We start from the raw sequence: 18,293 nt of genomic DNA, 5'->3' as shown, positions 1-18,293 counted from the left end.
GGTGGGACCCTGGTCGCTCAGAGGCTGCGCAGGACGGAGACGACGCGCCCGAGGACCTGGGCGTCGTCGCCCGGGATCGGGTCGTACGCGGCGTTGTGCGGCATGAGCCACACGTGGCCGTCCGCGCGACGCAGGGACTTCACCGTGGCCTCGCCGTCGATCATCGCCGCGACGATCTCGCCGTTCTCCGCGACCGGCTGGCGGCGCACGACGACCCAGTCTCCGTCGCAGATCGCGGCGTCGACCATCGAGTCGCCCTGGACCCGCAGGAGGAAGAGCTCGCCCTCGCCGACGAGCTGGCGGGGGAGCGGGAAGACGTCCTCGACGACCTGCTCCGCGAGGATCGGCCCGCCGGCGGCGATGCGTCCGACGACCGGGACGTACGACGGCGCGGGGTGCGCCTCGTCGTACGTGGGCTGGGGCGCGGCGCCCGCCGCCCCGAGCGGCGTCGCACGACGCGCGTCGTCCGGCTGGACGACCTCGATCGCGCGGGGACGGTTCGGGTCGCGCCGGAGGAAGCCCTTGCGCTCGAGCGTCGTGAGCTGGTGCTTCACGGACGACGGGCTAGTCAGGCCCACGGCCTCGCCGATCTCCCGCATGCTCGGCGGGTAGCCACGCTGCTCGACGCATGCGCGGATGGTCTCGAGCACGAGGCGCTGCCGCGGCGTGAGCCCGTCACCCCCTGCCGACCCGTCCGGGAGCTCGCGCACCTCGGCGAGCCCCCGTGCCCTGTCCGTGCCTCGTGCCGCCATGGTCGCTCCGCCTTCGTCCGTCGCGGCCGCCGACGCCTCCCGGCCTGCGGCCTCCCCTCCCCGGGACGTGCGCCCCGGGACCTCGGTCGTTCCTCCAGGTCCGAGCGGACATGTCCGGCGAACCGACCTGACCCCAGGCTAGGGGAGGTTGCGACACGAATCAAACACCTGTTCGAGCATGTCTCGACTCTGTCGGTCGTTCGTGATACACCTTCGTACAGATGTTCTACGTACACGTGTTCGACCGACCCGGTCGGCATGGAGACGAAGGGCTCGCGGCGTCCGATCGACCGGGGAAGGCGATCGGGTCCGCTGGCCGGGACGGAGCAGGCATGGATGCGATGGCGATCTCGACGGTCGGGCCCCTCGGCCGCTCGGGCGGGGCGGCGGCGCGGGAGCGTGCGGGCGAGCGGCCGCTGCGGCTCACCCGACGGGGCCGCGTGGTCCTCGTGCTCCTGGCGGCCGTGGTGCTGCTGCTCGCCGCGCGCGTGGGCGTCGCCGTCGCGAGCGGACCGGGCGAGCCCGTGGAGGTCCGCGTCCACGTCGTGGCCGCGGGGGAGACGCTGTGGGAGCTCGCGCAGGGCGTGGCGGCTCCGGGCGAGGACCTGCGGGACGTCGTGAGCGGGCTCGCCGAGCTCAACGGGCTCTCGTCGTCGGGCCTTCAGGCCGGGCAGAAGATCCTTCTTCCGGCATCTGCCTAGGGGCTGCGCACGTCCGTCGTCGCGGGCGGGTCGGACTCGTGTGACGCAGGACACGGGAGGAATCCGTCGTGCGCCGGGTCACAGGGGTTGCATCTCTGATTAGGCCCACCTAAGTTAGTGTCACCTCACAACGCCGGCTGGGGGGCTGGGCGGACGAGGCGAGGAGTGAGCGGTCCACCGCGACTCCTGTGCACGTCGCCGCGCGTGAGGCGAGTCACGCGCGAGATGGGGACGGGGGCGTCCCGACGGGGGCGGTCGACCACGACCGCCCCCGTTCTGCTGTCCACGGGCGAGCGCCTGTGCGCCGTCGTCCCACCCTCAGCAGGGCCCGGGGGTCGGAGGCGTGTTGCACCGCCCCGCCGCGACGGCATACGTTCGTCGCGCCGACCCGTCGGCGCGAACCCGCGGAGGAGCCCGCCATGCACTGCCCGTTCTGCCGCCACGCGGACTCCCGCGTCGTCGACTCGCGCACCTCGGACGACGGCGCGTCGATCCGTCGGCGACGCCAGTGCCCCGAGTGCAACCGCCGCTTCACGACGATCGAGACCGCGAGCCTGTCCGTGGTCAAGCGCTCGGGCGTCACGGAGCCCTTCTCGCGCGAGAAGATCGTCAACGGCGTGCGCAAGGCCTGCCAGGGGCGCCCCGTCAACGAGGACGACCTGGCGGTGCTCGCGCAGCGCGTGGAGGAGACGATCCGGGCGAGCGGCAGCGCGGAGCTCGACGCGTACGAGATCGGGCTCGCGATCCTCGGGCCGCTGCGTGAGCTCGACGAGGTCGCCTACCTGCGCTTCGCCAGCGTCTACCAGGCGTTCGACTCGCTCGAGGACTTCGAGAGCGCCATCACCTCGCTCCGGGTCGAGCGCGAGGAGCGCGAGTCGGCGGCACGGGCCGAGGGCCTGGACGACGCCGCTCCCGCCCCGGACGTGCGCGAGGAGCCCGCGCCGCACGCCTGAGAAGGCGAGGCCGCGCCCCGTCGTCGGTCCCGCGTCGTCGTCTCCGGACCGCGTCCGCGGTGCTACAGGTCGCTGGACCGCGACGCCCAGACGTTGATGCCCGTGTCCGCGGGCAGCGCGTCGACGGCGGCGAGCTCCTCCGCGGAGAGACCCGGCGCGTCGAGCGCGGCGAGGTTCTCGTCGAGCTGGCGCGTCGAGCTCGCGCCGAGCAGGACCGAGGTGACGCGCGCGTCCCGCATGGCCCAGAGGATCGCCGTCGTGGCGAGGCTGCGCCCGTGGGCGCGGGCGAGGCCGTCGAGCCGGCGCACGTGGTCGAGGTTCGCGTCCGAGAGGAACGCCGGTCGCAGGGGCCCGCCGCGCGCCGCACGGGAGTCGTCCGGGACCCCGCGCAGGTACCGGTCGGTGAGCATCCCCTGTGCGAGCGGTGAGAAGGCCACGACGCCGAGGCCCTCGGCCCCGGCGACGTCGAGCACGGACGCGCCCGCGGGATCGTGCGGGTCGGGCTCCTCGACCCACCGGTTGAGCATCGAGTACGACACCTGGGTCACGACGAGGTCGACCCCGAGCTGCTCCGCGACACGCAGCGCCTCCCGGGTGCGGCGCGCCGAGTAGGAGGAGATGCCCGCGTACCGCGCTCGCCCCGAGCGGACCGCCGTGGCGAGCGCGCCGACGGTCTCCTCGAGCGGCGTCGTCGGGTCGAAGCGGTGGGAGTAGAAGATGTCGACGTGGTCGAGCCCGAGCCGGCGCAGCGACGCGTCGAGGGAGGAGAGCAGGTACTTGCGCGAGCCGCCCTCGCCGTAGGGGCCCGGTCCCATGCGGTAGCCGGCCTTGGTCGTCACGACGAGCTCGTCGCGGACCGGCCGCAGCTCGCGCGCGAGCAGATGCCCCAGCGACTCCTCCGCCGCTCCGCCCGGCGGGCCGTAGTTGTTCGCGAGGTCGAGGTGGGTCACCCCGCGGTCGACCGCGTGCAGCACGATCTCGCGCTGGGTCGCCCGGGGGTCGGCATCCCCGAAGTTCTGCCACAGGCCCAGCGAGACGGTCGGCAGCGCGAGCCCGGAACGGCCGAGACGGCGGTGCGGCAGCGAGGCGCGGTCCGTGGGCGACGGCGGCGCGGTCGGTCGGGCGGCGGGATCGGGGGAGGCGTCGGGCGGCACGGTGCCGACGCTACCCGACGCCGTCCGACGGCCGTCGAGGAGCTGGCAGGCCAGGGGACAAATCAGGTGGCGTCCGGCGACCGGGTGCGGGAGGCTGGCGAGGTGCCCGCACCGTCGGGCCGACCGCAGTGCACGACCGAGTTCCCCATCGACGAGGAGACCGCCATGGCGTCCGACCAGCAGCGATCCGCTGCAGACACCGCACCGACCGACGAGGCCAAGGCGAAGTTCCGGGAGGCGCTCGACCGGAAGAACGCGGCGCGCCACCGGACGGCGGACGGCGAGACCAACACCGGGTCCGTGCACGGCTCCGAGACCGTCGGCCCGGTCCAGCGAACGTTCCGCCGCAAGTCCGGCTGACCTGCGTCCCGTCGTCCGGTCGTCCCGCACGGGGCGGCCGGACGAAGCGTGTCCGGGGTCAGTCCCCCGACCGGGCGAAGCGCCGTCCCGTGAGCTCGCGGGCCTCGACCACGACCCACTCCTCGGTCGGCACGTCGACCGTGGGGACCAGCGGGTCCGCACCGTCCTGGACGGCGTCCACCTCGTGCTCGCTCCGGATCCGGTGGGCCGTGCCCCGGGCGACGACGCTCCACGCCCCGTCGTCGTCGACGTGGTCCCACTCGAGCGCGACGCGCTCGTTGGTCGCGAGGGTCGCGAGCTTGGTCCCCGGCACGGTGCGGAACGCGAGCGTGCGCTCGTGCGCCCGCACGGTGACGGGATAGATGTCCGGCTCGCCCCGCACGCTCACGGCGAGGCGTGCGACGTGGGTCCCCTCCACGAGGTCCCACGACGCGTCGGCGTCGAGGATCTGCGGCCCGTCGTGCGTGTATCCGGTCATGCCTCATCGTGGCACCGACGCGGACGGGGCGCTCAGCGGCGAAGGTCATGCCGACCGAGGACCTTCGCCGCGTGCGCCGGTCGCCCGGCACACGCGGCGGATCGCTCGCGGCAGGCGTCAGTCCAGGACGCGCAGGGCGATCGTCTGCTCCATCGCGGCGAGCGCGTCGATGACGGCGGGCTCGACGCGCGAGCCGACGTCGGTGACGACGTAGCCGATCTCGCCACGGGTCGCGAGCAGCTGGCCCTCGATGTTCGTGCCGTGCTCCGCGAGCGTCGCGTTGACGGCCGCGAGGACGCCCGGCGTGTTCCGGTGCAGGTGCGTGATGCGCGTGATCCCGGTGGTCTGCTCGAGCGCGAGGTTCGGCACGTTGACGCTGAGTGTCGTCGAGCCCGTCGTGAGGTAGTCGCGCAGCTTGGCCGACACGAACTGGCCGATCGCCTCCTGCGCCTCCTCCGTCGAGCCGCCGATGTGCGGCGTGAGGATGACGTTCGGCAGGCCGCGCAGCTCGGAGTCGAAGCTGTCGCCCTTGCGCTTGGGCTCGTGCGGGAACACGTCGACGGCGGCGCCGGAGACGCGGCCCTCGACGATCGCCTCGCGCAGCGCGCCGTAGTCCACGACGAACCCGCGCGACAGGTTGAGGAAGATCGAGCCCTGGCGCATGCGGGCGAACTGCTTGGCGCCGAACAGCCCGGCGTTGCCCTGGCGGCCGTCGACGTGGAGCGTGACGACGTCCGCCTGCTCGAGCAGCTCGTCGAGCGTGTCCATGCGACGCGCGTTGCCGAGCGCGAGCTTCTCCGCCGTGTCGTAGAAGACCACGGACATGCCGAGGTTCTCCGCCACGACCGAGAGCTGGGTGCCGATGTTGCCGTAGCCCACGATGCCGAGCGTGCGGCCCCGGACCTCGTGCGCGCCCTCCGCCGACTTGTCCCAGCGGCCCTCGTGCAGCGCGCGGTCGCGCTCGGTGAGGCGGCGCGTGAGCGCGATGATCTCGGCGAGCGCGAGCTCGACCACGGAGCGCGTGTTCTGGAACGGGGCGTTGAACACGGCGACGCCCTGCGTCGCGGCAGAGCGCAGGTCGATCTGGTTCGTGCCGATGCAGAACGCGCCGAGCGCCACCAGGTCCGGGGCGTTCTCGAGCACGTTCGCGGTGACGTTCGTCTTGGACCGGATGCCGAGCAGGTGGACCCCGTCGAGGGCCTCGATCAGCTCGGACTCGTCGAGGGCGCCGGTGCGGACGGTGACGTCGATCCCTGCCGCCTCGAGGTTCGAGGCAGCGAGAGGGTGCAGGTTTTCAAGGAGGAGGGCGCGTAGCACGCTCCCATGGTGCGCCCGGTCCGCGGTCCGGACCAAACGGGTCTTGACCTTCGGGACGAGGTGAACGGCCGACCGGCACGGCCCGGACCCGCCGCGTCACGGGGCGACGCGCGCACCGCCGGCTGCCTCCGTGCCCGCACGGGCGCTCGTCGGGGTGCTCGCTCGCGTCTCGGCGCCCGGCCCGGTACCGGCGACGCCTGCGGGGAGCGCGCGAGCGTGCACGACGACCAGGCGCTGGGTCGGGCGGGTCATGGCGACGTAGAGGTCCGACGCGCCGGACGGGCCGGTAGCGACGTCGGAGGGCTCCACGAGCACGACGGCGTCGAACTCCAGCCCCTTCACCTGCACCGGGTCGAGCACCGTGACCGGGGCGTCCGGACCGGCGTCCTCGAGGCCGAGAGCGACGCGCAGGTCCGCGACGGCCGGCGCGGCGGCGACGACGGCGACGCGCCCCGACTCCGCGGCGACGAACTCCGCGCGGGCGGCGTCGGCCTCGGCCCGGACCAGGGCGGCGAGGTCGGCGGGCGCCGCCTCGACGACGCGCAGCGCGTCCTCCACGTCGCGCGCGGACGTCAGCGGCGAGACGGGTAGCCCGGCGGCCAGGGCGGCGCGCCGTGCGGCGTCGGCCACGGAGGCCGGGGTGCGGTAGTTGACGGTCAGCTCCGCGAGGCGCCACGCGTCGCGGAACACCGGGTCGAGCATGCCCTTCCACGAGCGCGCGCCCGCGAGCGACGACGTCTGCGCGACGTCGCCGACGACGGTGAACGAGCGCGTCGGGCACCGGCGCACGAGCATGCGCCACGCCATCGCCGAGAGCTCCTGCGCCTCGTCGACCACGACGTGCCCGTACGTCCACGTGCGGTCCTGTGCGGCGCGCTCGGCCGTCGTGAGGCGCGGGCCGCTCGCCGAGAAGCGCTCGGCCAGCACGTCCGCACCGACGATCCCGCCGCCGGCGCCCGACGACTCGAGCACCTGCCGTGCGTACTCCAGGTCCTGCGCGCGCTGCGCCGCCCGTGCGGCGGCCTCGGCCCGCTCCGCCTGGTCGTCCTCGCCGAGCAGCTCGGCGGCCTCGTCGAGGATCGGGACGTCCGCCGGCGTCCACGGTGAGCCCTTCGGGCGCTCCAGCAGGAGGCGGTCGGCCGGCGAGAGCTCGGGCGCCGCCTCGGCGAGCCGGTGCGGCTTGGTCCAGAGATCCTCGACCAGGCGCTCCGGCGTGAGGGGCAGCCACGCGAGGTTGAGCGCGACGCGCACGTCGCGGTGGGAGCGCAGGTCCTCGAGGGCGAGCGCGCGGTCCTCGCCGACGAGCGGCTCGCCGAGCTGGCGGCCGTACTGGTCGACGAGCCGCGAGAGCATCTCGCGGACGAAGGTCACGCGCGCGAGGTTGTGCGGCTTGTGCGTGCGCCGGGCCTTGGCGATCGCGTCGCGGACGTCGCGGCGCCGGATCAGCAGGTCGTGGCCGTCGAGGCGCACCGGGACGTCCGCCGCAGGCACGCGCTCGCGCGCGCGCACCGCGCGTCGCACCGCCCGGGCCATGACGGCCCGGCCCTTGACGCGGGCGACGCGGGGGTCCTCCGCGCCGTCGGCGACGACGCCGGGAAGGAGGTCGGCGATCGTCGTGCTGACGACCCCCGTCTCGCCGAGCGACGGCAGCACCTGGTCGATGTAGCGCAGGAACGAGTGGCTCGGACCGACGAGGAGGACGCCCGAGCGCTCCAGCACCCTCCGGTGCGCGTAGAGGAGGTACGCGGCGCGGTGCAGGGCGACGGCCGTCTTGCCCGTGCCCGGGCCGCCCTGCACGACGAGCGCGCCCGCCAGGCCGGACCGGATGATCGTGTCCTGCTCGGACTGGATCGTCGCGACGATGTCGCCCATGCGGCCGGTGCGGCCCGCCGCCATCGCGGCGAGGAGCGCGCCCTCGCCCGAGAGCGTCGTCCCGGTCACGGCCTCGGGCGCGTCCAGGTCCAGGAGCTCGTCCTCCAGGCCCGTCACGTCCCGCCCGCGCGTCACCAGGTGCCGCCGCCGGACGACGCCGTCGGGGTGGGCCGCCGTCGCGCGGTAGAACGACTGCGCCGCGGGCGCGCGCCAGTCGGTGAGGAGGCTCGTGTGCTCGGCGTCGGTCAGGCCGATGCGCCCGACGTAGCGGCGTGCGCCGTCGTCGAGGTCGAGGCGGCCGAACGCGAGCCGGTCCTCGACCGCGTCGAGCTGCGCGACCCGGTCCTCGTACAGGGTCGCGAACGCGTCGCGCTCGCTCCGGTTCTGCGGCGAGCCGGACGGCCCGGACCGACGGACGCCGTCGAGCCGCGCGCGGGCGGCGGCACGCAGCTCGTCGAGGCGCGCGTAGAGGGTGTCCACGACCTCCTGCTCGAGCCGGAGCTCGTCGTTGCGTCCCACGCTGTCCCTTCCCTCGGCCGGGCGTCGCGCCCGGGCGCCCGCCCGTGACACGGCCGTCCATTATGGCCCACGGGCGCCCCCGCCCCGGACCGGTCCCCGGCGCGTCCCGCACCCGTGACCGGGCCCGACGCGCCGCTGACGCTAGGATCGTGGGCCATGGCGACCAGAGGGGAGCGGGCGTCGTGACCGGGACCGACCGTCAGGTCCCCGCGCGACCCTCTGCGCGGGGCGACGAGGCCGGCGCGCGGGACCAGGTGCTGTCCGAGCGCGCGGTCCTCGCCCCCACGGACGAGCTGCGCATCCTCCTCGTCGAGGACGACGACGGGGACGCGATCCTCGTCGAGGAGCTGCTGTCGGACGGCGACCTCACGGTCGAGCTCCATCGCGCGACGACGCTCGACGCCGCGCTCGAGATGCTCGTCTCGCGGCCCGTCGACTGCGTCCTGCTGGACCTCGGGCTGCCCGACTCCGTCGGGCTGTCGGCGGTCGAGCGGGTGCGGACCGGCACCCACCCGCCCGCCCTCGTGGTCCTCACCGGGCACTCGGGCATCGACCTCGGCGTCCAGGCCGTCGCGGCCGGCGCCGACGACTACCTGGTCAAGGGGGAGGTCGACGGCGACCTCCTGGGCCGGTCGGTGCGCTACGCCGTGCAGCGGCGCATGTCGGTCGAGCAGCAGCGTGCGCTGTACCGCAGCGAGGTACGGGCGGCCGAGACCGCACGGCTGGAGCGCGCGCTCCTGCCCACGCCGCTCGTCCAGGACGACCGGCTCGACGTCATGGTGGGCTACGTCCCCGGCGGGAACGGTCTCCTGGGCGGCGACTTCTTCGACGCGGTCGAGCGCCCGGACGGGACGGTGCTCTGCGTCATCGGCGACGTCGCGGGCCACGGTCCTGACGAGGCCGCGCTGGGCGCGACGCTGCGCACGGCCTGGCGCACCATCGTGCTCTCCGACACCCAGCCCGACGGCATCCTCCCGCTCCTGGAGCGCGTCCTCGTGCCCGAGCGCGCCCGCCCCGAGGTCTTCGTCACGCTCTGCCAGGTCCTCGTCTCCGCGGACCGCCGACGCGCGGAGGTCTACCTCGCGGGGCACCTCGCGCCGCTCCTGCTGCGGGACACCGCGACCGAGATCACGCCCACGGCCCGCGGCCGCGCACTCGGGATCCCGGTCCAGGGAGGGTGGACGTCGCAGTCCGTCGAGCTCGGGGATCGCTGGGCGCTCATGCTCTACACGGACGGGCTCGTCGAGGCGACGGTCGCGGGGCCGGTGGTCGCGGCGGGACAGGCCCGCCCCGAGCGCGTCGGCGTCGACGGCCTGCGCCGCGCCGTCGACAGCGCGCTCGAACAGGGTGTCGAGGGTGTCGTGGAGCGCGTCTTCCGACGTGTGCGCGACCTCCACGGCGGCCCGCTCGCGGACGACGCCGCGCTCCTCGTGCTCGGCTGGGGCGGGGACGAGGGCACCCCCGGCGAGCGCACGGCGACCCTCGCGGACTCGGACGAGTGGGCCCGGTGAGGGCCCGGTGACCGCCACGGCGAGCGGGACGACCGGAACGGCGCACGCCGGGCGCCGGCGCGCCCCCACGCTGCGCCGCCGGCTCGGGTGGGCGCTCGTCGTCGCGGGCGTGATCCTGCTCGGCGTGCTCGCGACGTCGGCCATCGCCCTCTCGCGCGTGCTGACCACCCAGGGCGAGGTCACCGGGCCGTTCTTCGACGCGGTGACCGAGGCGGACGCCGCGTACGTGGGCCTGCTCGACGCCGAGGTGGCGGTGCGCGCGTACGTCGCGACCGGGGACGACACGGCGCTCGAGGCCTACACCCGGGCGGTCGGGACGGACGCCGAGGGAGTCGTCCCCGACCCCGCGCTCGTGGACCTGCTCGGGCTCGACGAGGAGCAGGCGGCGACGCTCGCGCAGGCCGACGCGTCGGTGCGCGCCTGGGTCACCGACTACGCCGAGCCCGCGATCGCGACCACCGAGGACGACGGCCCGGGACGGGTGCGCGCCGTGGACCAGTCGCACGGGGCCGGGCTGTTCGCCGACGCACGGGCCGACACCGCGCGGTACGTCGACGCGATCCGCGCCGAGCGCCTCGAGCGGCTCGACACGCTCGACCGCTGGAGCAGGGCTCTCTTCGGGAGCGTCCTCGTCCTGGTCGGCTCGGCGCTCGCGGTCGGGATCATCCTCTGGGTGTGCCTCAAGCGGTGGGTCACCGAGCCGATGGCCGGGCTCGCGCACCGTGTGCGGCTGGTGAGCTCCGGGAGCCTCGACGAGCCGGTCGTCACCTCCGGCCCGGCGGAGATCGCGGACCTCGCCCAGGACGTCGAGCACATGCGCGTCGAGCTCGTGAACCAGGTCGCCGAGATCAAGGCGTCGCACGAGGACGCCGCCCGCTCGCACGAGCTCCTCGCGGAGCAGGCGCGCGAGCTCGAGCGGTCCAACCGCGACCTCGAGCAGTTCGCCTACGTCGCGTCCCACGACCTCCAGGAGCCGCTGCGCAAGGTCGCGAGCTTCACGCAGCTCCTCAAGAAGCGGTACGGCGGCGAGCTCGACGACCGCGCGGACCAGTACATCGACTTCGCGGTCGACGGCGCCAAGCGCATGCAGCGGCTCATCCAGGACCTGCTCGGCTTCTCGCGGGTCGGCCGCACGGGCAACGAGCGTGTCGACGTGGACCTCGAGCGGGAGCTCGAGGGCGTGCTCGAGGACCTGTCCGAGAAGATCACGGAGACGGGGGCGAGCATCACGCACGACCCGCTGCCCGTCGTCGTCGGCGAGCGGGCGCTCCTGCACCAGCTCCTGGCGAACCTCCTCGGCAACGCGCTGAAGTTCCGCGACCCCGACCGGACGCCCGCCGTGCACGTGGGCGTGCTCGCGCGGGACACGCACTGGGAGATCTCGGTCGAGGACAACGGGATCGGGATCGACCCGCAGTACGCCGAGCGCGTGTTCGTCATCTTCCAGCGCCTGCACGCCAAGGACGTGTACGAGGGCACCGGCATCGGCCTCGCGCTGTGCAAGCGCATCGTCGAGTACCACGGCGGCCGGATCTGGATCGAGCCGCGGGAGGGCGGGACGACGATCCGCTTCACGCTCGCGCACGCGTACGTGCACGCGCAGGTCGGCTACGCTCGCTCCGACCACGACGGCGCGGAGCGGTGATCCCCGAGTGATCCCCGCCCGGGCACGCCACGACGACGAGGAGAGCCCCGCATGAGCCACGGCAGCAAGCCGATCGACGTCCTCCTGGTGGAGGACGACCCCGGCGACGTGCTCATGACGCGCGAGGCGTTCGAGGACCACAAGGTCACCAACCGCCTCTCGGTGGTCTCCGACGGGGTGAGCGCGCTGCAGTTCCTGCGCAAGGAGGGCGAGCACGAGGGCGCCCCGACGCCGGACCTGATCCTGCTCGACCTCAACCTGCCCCGGATGGACGGACGCGAGGTCCTCGCCGAGCTCAAGGCGGACGAGGCGCTGCGCAAGATCCCGGTCGTCGTGCTGACGACGTCGGAGGCCGAGGAGGACGTCGTGCGCAGCTACTCCCTGCACGCGAACGCCTACGTCACCAAGCCGGTCGACTTCGACCGCTTCATCGACGTGGTGCGCCAGATCGACGACTTCTTCGTCTCGGTGGTGCGGCTGCCCGGTCGCTGACCCGGGCACGGGCCGCCCCGGACCCCGAGGACCCGCACGGAGCGCGGGGTCGGGAAGAACCGCGGGACGAGCCGTGTTGTCCTCGTCAGGCCCGTCGCGCGCCGTCGGCAGCGCACGGGCGAAGGACGTCACGAGGAGGATGCATGCTGGACCCTCGCGGGATCTACGAGCTCGACGAGCAGGCCGTGGCACGCCTGTGGCCCACGCCGCCGGAACCGGGCGCGGGGCCCGTGCTGCTGCACGCCGTCGCGGGGTTCGTCGACGCGGGCAGCGCGGGCGAGGTCGCGGTCGACCACCTGCTGGGGATCGGCGAGGTCACCCGGGTGGTGACGTTCGACGTCGACCAGCTCCTCGACTACCGCTCCAAGCGCGCCACGATGACCTTCAGCACGGACCGGTGGTCCGACTACGACGAGCCGCACCTGGTGATCGACCACGTGCGCGACGCCGAGGGGACGGGGTTCCTGCTGCTGCACGGCGCCGAGCCCGACGTGCAGTGGGAGCGCGTGGTCGCCGCGGTGCGCGACGTCGTCGAGCGCCTGGGCGTGTCGCTCACGGTCGGCTTCCACGGCATCCCGATGGGGATCCCGCACACGCGACCCCTGTCGGTCACTGCCCACGCGACGCGGCCGGAGCTGCTGGGGGAGCACACGTCGTGGTTCGGCACGGTGAAGGTACCGGCCAGCCTGGCGGCCCTGCTGGAGCTGCGGCTCGGCCGGGCGGAGCACGACGCGCTGGGCTTCACCGTGCACGTGCCGCACTACCTCGCGCAGTCCTCCTACCCGCCGGCGGCGGTGGTCGCGCTCGAGCACGTGCAGCGCGTCACCGGTCTGGACCTCGCGACGAGCGGGCTCGCGGAGGCGGTGCAGGACGCGAAGACCGAGGTCGAGCGTCAGGTGCGCGACTCCGAGGAGGTCGCCGCCGTCGTGCACGCCCTCGAGGAGCAGTACGACGCGTTCGCGCGCTCCGTCGGGCGCACGAGCCTGCTCGCGGAGTCCGCGCCGATCCCGACGGCCGACGAGCTCGGCGCCGAGTTCGAGCGCTTCCTCGCCCAGCAGTCGGGCGACTGAGCCGCGTCGACCCGGTTCACCCCGGTCCGCGGACCGGGGTGGAATGTGCCGAAAAATCATCACGAGAGGTGGCGAGTTCCATGGCGGACCAGACGTGGTCCGTGCCACACTGTCACCCGTTGCAGTGACGTACTTGCGCACGACCCGGTGCAGGGCCGGTACGTGGGTCCGCCCGGCGGGGTGGTCCGGCGTCGGGCCTGCCGGCCGCACACGGCCGGGGCGCCGGCGAAGGACGTGGGACATGGCATTGCGGCGCACGGGGGTGGACGAAGGGTCCGCTCGCTGATGTCCCCGGATGGACAGAAGGTCAGAGGAAGAGCATGGCGCAGGGTTCTGTGAAGTGGTTCAACGCCGAGAAGGGCTACGGCTTCATCGCGCAGGACGGCGGCGGTGCCGACGTCTTCGTGCACTACTCGGCGATCGAGTCGAACGGGTACCGCACGCTCGACGAGGCGCAGCGGGTCGAGTTCGAGATCACCCAGGGGCCGAAGGGCCCGCAGGCGGAGAAGGTTCGTCCGCTCTGACGTCCCCGACGTCTGGCGGCCGGGCCACCCGGTCGTCGCAGCAGTGCAGGAGCCGCGCCCGTCGGGCGCGGCTCCTGTCGCGTCTCAGGACGCATCTGCCGCGGTGCCGCCGGCCGGCACCTCCTCGGGGTCGTCGAGCACCGGCGCGGTGCCCACGAACGCGCGGAGCTCGTCGCCCGTGACGACGCGCGCCGGGACGGCGAGCGAGCGGACGGCGCGGGCCAGCGTCGTGCCCGACAGGCTCGGCGCACCTGACCCTGCACGGACCGCGGCCAGCACGACGTTGCCGTAGCGCCGACCCTTGAGCTGTGCGGGCTCCGCGATCGCCGCGACCCGGCCATCCGCCGCGGACGTCTCCCCGAACGCGGCCGCGAGCGTCGCGGCCTCGCGGCGCGCCGTCGTGAGCGGCGGACGGTCGGCGCAGTTGACCAGGTAGGCGCCGCCCGGGCGCAGGACGCGGTGCACCTCGGCCGCCATGCCGAGGGTCGTGAGGTGGTCGGGCGTGCGGTCGCCGTCGAACACGTCGCGCACGACGACGTCGTACGAGGCGTCGGGCAGGCTCGCCACCGCGTGCCGCGCGTCGTCGGGACGCAACCGGAGGCGCGGTGCCCGTGGCAGGTCGAACCACGTGCGCACCAGCTCGAGCAGGCGGGCGTCGAGGTCGACACCGAGCTGGGTCGAGCCCGGTCGGGTGTGCTCGACCCAGCGGGGAAGGCTGCACCCCGCCGCGCCGAGGTGCAGCGCGCGCAGGGGCGCGGGGCCGAGCTCGTCCACGACGGCCGCCATCTGCTGCATGTACTCGAACGCGAGCATCCCGGGGTCGTCGAGGTCGAGGTACGAGCTCGGGACGCCGTTGACGTAGAGGGTGACGGCCGACGGGTGGTCCGGGTCGCGCTCGACGTGCGCGGTCCCCGTCGACGTCGGCACCGGCCCCGTCGGGAGCTCCGGCCCGGCGGCCACGCCGCGGCCCCCGCCGCCCCGCCGTCGGGACGGTGTGGGTGGTGCGGAGGACCCTGAGGAGCGTCGGGAGGTGCGGCGAGCCATGTGCTCACCGTACGGGCTGGAGACCGCCCGACGTTGACAGGATCGAACAGGTGTTCGATAGTGGAGGAGGAGGTGCGCGATGTCGAACGAAGCAGGCGCGAGGGGGGCGGTCGCCGTCCCCGCCGAGGTCCGTCGGCTGCTGGACCGCGCGGACGCGGAGCTCGTCGCGGCGGCGCTCGCGCAGGACGCGGGCGAGCGGTTCGTGCACGCCCACCTCGGTGCCCTGCGTGCCGCGGCGGCGGTCGTCGCGCTGCGCGCCCGACCGGTGCGTCGCGGACGGGCCCGCTCGGTGTGGGAGCAGCTCGCGGACGCCGAGCCGTCGCTCGCCGCGTGGTCCGGCTACTTCGCGAGCGGGGCGCGCGTGCGCGCCGCCGTCGACGCGGGTCGGTTCGACGCCGTGGACCCGCGCCGGGCCGACGAGCTCATGGCGTGCGCCGAGGACTTCCGCGACGAGGTCGCGATGCTCGTCGACCCGGATGCCGGGTTCGTCCGGCTGCCCGGTCTGCGGACGGTGGCGTCGTGACCCTGGCGCGGCCCGCGTCGAGCGCCCGGTGAGGCGGCGATGAGCCGCGGACCGCGCGCCGTCGTCCGCCGTGACTGGGGCGACGACGAAGAGGGGTGCTCCATCCTCCACGTCGACATGGACGCGTTCTTCGCGTCCGTCGAGCTCGCCCGGCGACCCCAGCTCGTGGGGCGACCGGTCGTCGTCGGCGGTGCGGAGCGAGGCGTCGTCCTCGCGGCGACCTACGAGGCGCGCGCGTTCGGCGTCCACTCGGCGATGCCGATGGCCACCGCGCGCCGGCTGTGCCCGCAGGCGATCGTCGTCCCGCCGGACCACACGCGCTACTACGAGGTCTCCCGTGCGGTCATGGCGGCGATCGGCGAGATCACCGCGCTCGTGGAGCAGGTGAGCGTCGACGAGGCCTTCCTCGACGTGAGCGGGGCGCGGCGGCGCCTCGGGCCGCCGACGCGGATCGCGGCCGAGCTGCGGCGTCGCGTGCGGGCCGAGCACGGCATCACCTGCTCGGTCGGCATCGCGACGAACAAGTTCGTCGCCAAGCTGGCCTCGACGCACGCCAAGCCCGACGGCGTGCTCCTCGTGCCGGCGGCCGCCACCGTCCCGTTCCTGCGCACGCTGCCCGTCGGCGCGCTGTGGGGCGTGGGGGAGCGGACCGAGAGCGTGCTCGCGCAGTGGGGCATCCGTACCGTCGCCGAGCTCGCCGACACGGACGTGGCGTCGCTCCAGGCGGCGGTCGGCAAGGTCGCGGGCGCGCACCTGCACGACCTCGCGTGGGGGCGCGACCCCCGGCCGGTCGAGCCGGAGCGGTCGGAACGGAGCATCGGTGGCGAGACGACGTTCGCGCACGACCTGCGCGACCTCACGGCGGTCCAGGCCCGCGTGCTGGAGCTCGCCGACCGCTGCGCCGGCCGGCTGCGCCACCAGGGTCTCGTCGCGCGCACCGTGAGCGTGAAGGTCCGGACGAGCGACTTCCGCACCGTGACCCGCGCGCGGACCCTCGGCGCCCCGACGGACGTCGCGCGCGAGATCTATCTCGTGGCGCGCGAGCTCGTCGCGAGCGTCGACCTGCGGGGCCTCGCCGTCCGGCTCGTGGGGGTCCGCGCCGAGGGTCTCGAACCCCGTGCGGAGGCCGTCGTGCAGCCCACGCTCGAGGAAGCCGTCGAGGAGACGAGCGCGACCCGGCGTCGGGTGGAGGAGGCCGTCGACGCGGTCCGAGGGCGGTTCGGGGTGAGATCCATCGCCATGGGGCCCGCGAGGGCCCGCTCGACTACCACCCCCGCGGATGTCGATCTATCCTGAGGGTGACACACGACCACGTGGAGAAACGGGGTGCTCATGCCTCTGTCTGAGTACGAGCAGCGGGTATTGGAGCAGATGGAGCGCGCGCTCACCTCGGACGATCCGCGGTTGGCCAACACGCTCCAGGCGCCACGACGACGTTCGGCGCTGCGTTACGTCCTGGCCGGAGTCGGCGTCGTCGGCGGCCTCCTCCTCCTCGTGCTGGGTGCTGCGCTCTCGCAGACCTGGCTCGGGGTGATCGGCTTCGTCCTCATGTTCGGGGGCGTCGTCCTGGTCTTCCAGTCTCCGCGCTCGTCGCGCAAGGGACCGGTGGGGACCGTCGAGGCGGACGGCACCGTCCGCCCGGCCACGCCGAGCAAGCCGGCCCGCAGGCCGTTCCTCAGCCGACTGGAAGAGCGCTGGGACCGTCGGCGCGAGCAGGACGGTCGCTGAGCGACTCCTCGACGGCGTCGACCGCCGCGTCGACGAGCTCCTGGAGCCGGTCGGGACGGGCGACCGTCCGCGGCTCCGGGGCGTAGCGCTCGGTCTCGAGGGCCGACGCCAGCCCGGAGACCGCCTCGGCGACGTCCTCGTCCCGCGGGTGCTGCCCGCGACGGGTCTGCAGCGCCGCGACGACCGCCGCGGGGACGCGCCGCGGTGTCGTCGACGTCGGCCACCGGACGTCGAGCGCCCCGAGCCGGTCGGTCAGCTCGGCCCACGCGTCCTCGGCGTCCCGCAGGCTCTGCGTCTCGGACCGTCGACGGAGGGCGAGCCACAGCGTCCCGCCGACGGCCACCGCGACGAGGAGCGCGACGCCCACGACGAGCAGCCAGGGTGCGCCGTCGTCCTGAGAGCCGCCGGTCGTGCCGCCCGTGCCGGGCGTGGTGGGCACCGGGCTCGCGGGGGCGGAGGGAGCAGCGGTCGTCGCGCCCGGCGTCGGCACGTTGCCCGGGTCTCCCGGGCCCCCCGGCGTCACGGCCACGGGTGTCGCCCACCGCGGGGTCGGGCCCGTCTGCTGGGCCGGGGTCGGCTCGAACCGCACCCAGCCCTGCCCCGGGAACCAGAGCTCCGGCCAGGCGTGGGAGTCGCGACCGGTGACCTGGAAGCTCGAGTCGTCGACGCGTTCGCCCGGCAGGAACCCGACCCCGAGACGTGCGGGGATGCCGAGGGTCCGCGCCATCATCGTCATCGAGGTCGCGAACTGGACGCAGTATCCCGTCCGGTCCTCGAGGAAGTCCCAGACCGCGTCGCCGGAGTCGCCCGGCGGTACCTCGGTCGAATAGGTGAACTGCGAGACGTCGCGGAAGTAGGTCTGCAGGGCGAGCGCCTGGTCGTAGCGCGTGGGCGCCCCGTCGACCACGGCGGCGGCCAGGTCACGGATGTCCTGCTCGTGCTCGGTCGCGGGCACGTCGAGGTAGTTGGGGTCGTCCGGGTCCGCGCCGGTCGCACCACGCAGGGACGCCGCGTCCAGCGGCCGGGAGAAGACCGCGAGCTCGTACGCGGTCCCGGCGCCGGTGGGCTGGTCCCCGAGCACCTCGTCGCGGACGTCGTCGTACGACCAGTCGCCGTCGATGTCCACGGTGCGGGGCTCGGTCGGGACGGGGAGCTTGGTGTCCCGCAGCGACTCGAGCGTGACGCGCACGGACGCGGCCTCCTCGACGCCGGCCGGGTCGGTGGGCCACAGCAGCTGGTCCGCGCCCTCGATCGGGGTGCCGTCGCGGTCCGCGCCGCGCCGCCAGTTCGTGCCGTCGAAGCCCGTGAGGGTGAACACGCGGAGCGGGCCGACCTCGTCCGCGTCGGTCCGGTAGCGCAGCACGACCTCGCCCGAGCGCTCCGCGAGGTCGCGCCGCATGTCGAGGTCGTCGGAGAGCCGCACCGTCTGCCCGGTCGAGGAGAACAGACGCGACCACGACGCGGACGCGACCTCGGGGAGCGAGGCGCTCGCCGAACCGAGACCCAGGGCGACGACCGCGACGGCGACCGCCACGACGAGCGCGCCGGCGGCCCGCAGGCCGCCGGCCGCACGGTCCTACGGGCGGCGCGCGGTCGGGGCGCGGGGGACGGTGGGGGGGGGGTGGTGGACCGCGGGGGGCCGGGCGAGGG

General features: G+C 74.4%; 18 protein-coding genes. 11 read left to right on the top strand and 7 right to left on the bottom strand.

What is annotated here, in order from left to right; genetic code table 11:
• Positions 1–17: 17 nt before the first annotated feature.
• Positions 18–752: a transcriptional repressor LexA gene (lexA, locus tag ACFWH7_RS02585; RefSeq protein ID WP_378214871.1), complete on the bottom strand. Its 735-nt coding sequence runs from the start codon at positions 750–752 to the stop codon at positions 18–20.
• A 332-nt stretch (positions 753–1,084) separates the two neighbouring features.
• Between lexA and ACFWH7_RS02580 the strand changes: the two genes are divergently transcribed.
• Both ACFWH7_RS02580 and nrdR read left to right on the top strand, forming a co-directional pair.
• The gene (locus ACFWH7_RS02580) at positions 1,085–1,453 is read left to right on the top strand and encodes a LysM peptidoglycan-binding domain-containing protein (RefSeq protein ID WP_378214870.1); all 369 of its coding nucleotides are present in this window, start codon (positions 1,085–1,087) and stop codon (positions 1,451–1,453) included.
• Between the two features lie 419 nt (positions 1,454–1,872).
• The gene (nrdR, locus tag ACFWH7_RS02575; protein ID WP_378214869.1) at positions 1,873–2,406 is read left to right on the top strand and encodes a transcriptional regulator NrdR; all 534 of its coding nucleotides are present in this window, start codon (positions 1,873–1,875) and stop codon (positions 2,404–2,406) included.
• A 62-nt stretch (positions 2,407–2,468) separates the two neighbouring features.
• On the opposite strand, the gene ACFWH7_RS02570 is transcribed toward nrdR, so the two are convergent.
• On the bottom strand, positions 2,469–3,560 hold the full coding sequence (locus ACFWH7_RS02570) for an aldo/keto reductase (RefSeq protein WP_378214867.1): 1,092 nt from the start codon (positions 3,558–3,560) through the stop codon (positions 2,469–2,471).
• A gap of 102 nt (positions 3,561–3,662) precedes the next feature.
• Between ACFWH7_RS02570 and ACFWH7_RS02565 the strand changes: the two genes are divergently transcribed.
• Positions 3,663–3,920, top strand: a complete 258-nt coding sequence (locus ACFWH7_RS02565) for a DUF5302 domain-containing protein (RefSeq protein ID WP_378214866.1) — start codon at positions 3,663–3,665, stop codon at positions 3,918–3,920.
• 58 nt (positions 3,921–3,978) lie between these two features.
• On the opposite strand, the gene ACFWH7_RS02560 is transcribed toward ACFWH7_RS02565, so the two are convergent.
• The 3 genes from ACFWH7_RS02560 to ACFWH7_RS02550 all read right to left on the bottom strand — a co-directional run bounded on the left by ACFWH7_RS02560 (position 3,979) and on the right by ACFWH7_RS02550 (position 8,106).
• Positions 3,979–4,398 carry a pyridoxamine 5'-phosphate oxidase family protein gene (locus ACFWH7_RS02560; RefSeq protein ID WP_378214865.1) on the bottom strand — a complete coding sequence of 140 codons (420 nt, stop codon included), beginning with the start codon at positions 4,396–4,398 and terminating at the stop codon, positions 3,979–3,981.
• Between the two features lie 117 nt (positions 4,399–4,515).
• Positions 4,516–5,715: a phosphoglycerate dehydrogenase gene (serA, locus tag ACFWH7_RS02555; RefSeq protein WP_378214864.1), complete on the bottom strand. Its 1,200-nt coding sequence runs from the start codon at positions 5,713–5,715 to the stop codon at positions 4,516–4,518.
• Between the two features lie 96 nt (positions 5,716–5,811).
• Positions 5,812–8,106 carry a HelD family protein gene (locus tag ACFWH7_RS02550; RefSeq protein WP_378214863.1) on the bottom strand — a complete coding sequence of 765 codons (2,295 nt, stop codon included), beginning with the start codon at positions 8,104–8,106 and terminating at the stop codon, positions 5,812–5,814.
• A 182-nt stretch (positions 8,107–8,288) separates the two neighbouring features.
• Here ACFWH7_RS02550 and ACFWH7_RS02545 point away from each other — a divergent pair, with 182 nt between their 5' ends.
• The 5 genes from ACFWH7_RS02545 to ACFWH7_RS02525 all read left to right on the top strand — a co-directional run bounded on the left by ACFWH7_RS02545 (position 8,289) and on the right by ACFWH7_RS02525 (position 13,348).
• Positions 8,289–9,617 (top strand): PP2C family protein-serine/threonine phosphatase, encoded by a 1,329-nt coding sequence (locus ACFWH7_RS02545; RefSeq protein ID WP_378214862.1) that lies wholly within the window; start codon positions 8,289–8,291, stop codon positions 9,615–9,617.
• Between the two features lie 7 nt (positions 9,618–9,624).
• The gene (locus tag ACFWH7_RS02540; RefSeq protein WP_378214861.1) at positions 9,625–11,262 is read left to right on the top strand and encodes a sensor histidine kinase; all 1,638 of its coding nucleotides are present in this window, start codon (positions 9,625–9,627) and stop codon (positions 11,260–11,262) included.
• 51 nt (positions 11,263–11,313) lie between these two features.
• Positions 11,314–11,754: a response regulator gene (locus ACFWH7_RS02535; protein ID WP_047233762.1), complete on the top strand. Its 441-nt coding sequence runs from the start codon at positions 11,314–11,316 to the stop codon at positions 11,752–11,754.
• A gap of 143 nt (positions 11,755–11,897) precedes the next feature.
• On the top strand, positions 11,898–12,824 hold the full coding sequence (locus ACFWH7_RS02530; RefSeq protein WP_378214860.1) for a proteasome assembly chaperone family protein: 927 nt from the start codon (positions 11,898–11,900) through the stop codon (positions 12,822–12,824).
• Between the two features lie 320 nt (positions 12,825–13,144).
• Positions 13,145–13,348: a cold-shock protein gene (locus ACFWH7_RS02525; RefSeq protein ID WP_034655075.1), complete on the top strand. Its 204-nt coding sequence runs from the start codon at positions 13,145–13,147 to the stop codon at positions 13,346–13,348.
• An 84-nt stretch (positions 13,349–13,432) separates the two neighbouring features.
• Here ACFWH7_RS02525 and ACFWH7_RS02520 read toward each other — a convergent pair whose 3' ends face one another.
• Entirely contained in the window at positions 13,433–14,308 is an 876-nt protein-coding gene (locus ACFWH7_RS02520; protein WP_463054447.1) for a spermidine synthase, read from the bottom strand.
• 163 nt (positions 14,309–14,471) lie between these two features.
• On the opposite strand from ACFWH7_RS02520, the gene ACFWH7_RS02515 reads away from it, so the two are divergent.
• The 3 genes from ACFWH7_RS02515 to ACFWH7_RS02505 are packed head-to-tail and all read left to right on the top strand — an operon-like array spanning position 14,472 to position 16,643.
• Entirely contained in the window at positions 14,472–14,915 is a 444-nt protein-coding gene (locus tag ACFWH7_RS02515) for an SAV_6107 family HEPN domain-containing protein (protein ID WP_378214857.1), read from the top strand.
• Positions 14,916–14,954: 39 nt separating this feature from the next.
• Positions 14,955–16,211, top strand: a complete 1,257-nt coding sequence (locus tag ACFWH7_RS02510; RefSeq protein ID WP_378214856.1) for a DNA polymerase IV — start codon at positions 14,955–14,957, stop codon at positions 16,209–16,211.
• Between the two features lie 36 nt (positions 16,212–16,247).
• The gene (locus tag ACFWH7_RS02505) at positions 16,248–16,643 is read left to right on the top strand and encodes a DUF3040 domain-containing protein (protein ID WP_378214855.1); all 396 of its coding nucleotides are present in this window, start codon (positions 16,248–16,250) and stop codon (positions 16,641–16,643) included.
• Here ACFWH7_RS02505 and ACFWH7_RS02500 read toward each other — a convergent pair.
• Entirely contained in the window at positions 16,591–18,177 is a 1,587-nt protein-coding gene (locus ACFWH7_RS02500) for a transglutaminase TgpA family protein (protein ID WP_378214854.1), read from the bottom strand. The genes ACFWH7_RS02505 and ACFWH7_RS02500 overlap by 53 nt on opposite strands.
• Between the last annotated feature and the right edge of the window lie 116 nt (positions 18,178–18,293).

Source organism: Cellulosimicrobium cellulans (genome assembly GCF_042723955.1).
In the GTDB taxonomy this organism is placed as follows: Bacteria; Actinomycetota; Actinomycetes; order Actinomycetales; family Cellulomonadaceae; genus Cellulosimicrobium; species Cellulosimicrobium cellulans_H.
This window is presented reverse-complemented; position numbering and strand designations above follow the sequence as displayed.

What these genes read in the sequence shown, in the direction of transcription:
- ACFWH7_RS02535 (WP_047233762.1), top strand. Translation starts at nt 11,314, where the DNA reads ATGAGCCACGGCAGCAAGCCGATCGACGTCCTCCTGGTGGAGGACGAC.
- ACFWH7_RS02525 (WP_034655075.1), top strand. Translation starts at nt 13,145, where the DNA reads ATGGCGCAGGGTTCTGTGAAGTGGTTCAACGCCGAGAAGGGCTACGGC.
- ACFWH7_RS02505 (WP_378214855.1), top strand. Translation starts at nt 16,248, where the DNA reads ATGCCTCTGTCTGAGTACGAGCAGCGGGTATTGGAGCAGATGGAGCGC.
- nrdR (WP_378214869.1), top strand. Translation starts at nt 1,873, where the DNA reads ATGCACTGCCCGTTCTGCCGCCACGCGGACTCCCGCGTCGTCGACTCG.
- ACFWH7_RS02530 (WP_378214860.1), top strand. Translation starts at nt 11,898, where the DNA reads ATGCTGGACCCTCGCGGGATCTACGAGCTCGACGAGCAGGCCGTGGCA.
- ACFWH7_RS02510 (WP_378214856.1), top strand. Translation starts at nt 14,955, where the DNA reads ATGAGCCGCGGACCGCGCGCCGTCGTCCGCCGTGACTGGGGCGACGAC.
- ACFWH7_RS02515 (WP_378214857.1), top strand. Translation starts at nt 14,472, where the DNA reads ATGTCGAACGAAGCAGGCGCGAGGGGGGCGGTCGCCGTCCCCGCCGAG.
- ACFWH7_RS02560 (WP_378214865.1), bottom strand. Translation starts at nt 4,398, where the DNA reads ATGACCGGATACACGCACGACGGGCCGCAGATCCTCGACGCCGACGCG.
- ACFWH7_RS02580 (WP_378214870.1), top strand. Translation starts at nt 1,085, where the DNA reads ATGGATGCGATGGCGATCTCGACGGTCGGGCCCCTCGGCCGCTCGGGC.
- lexA (WP_378214871.1), bottom strand. Translation starts at nt 752, where the DNA reads ATGGCGGCACGAGGCACGGACAGGGCACGGGGGCTCGCCGAGGTGCGC.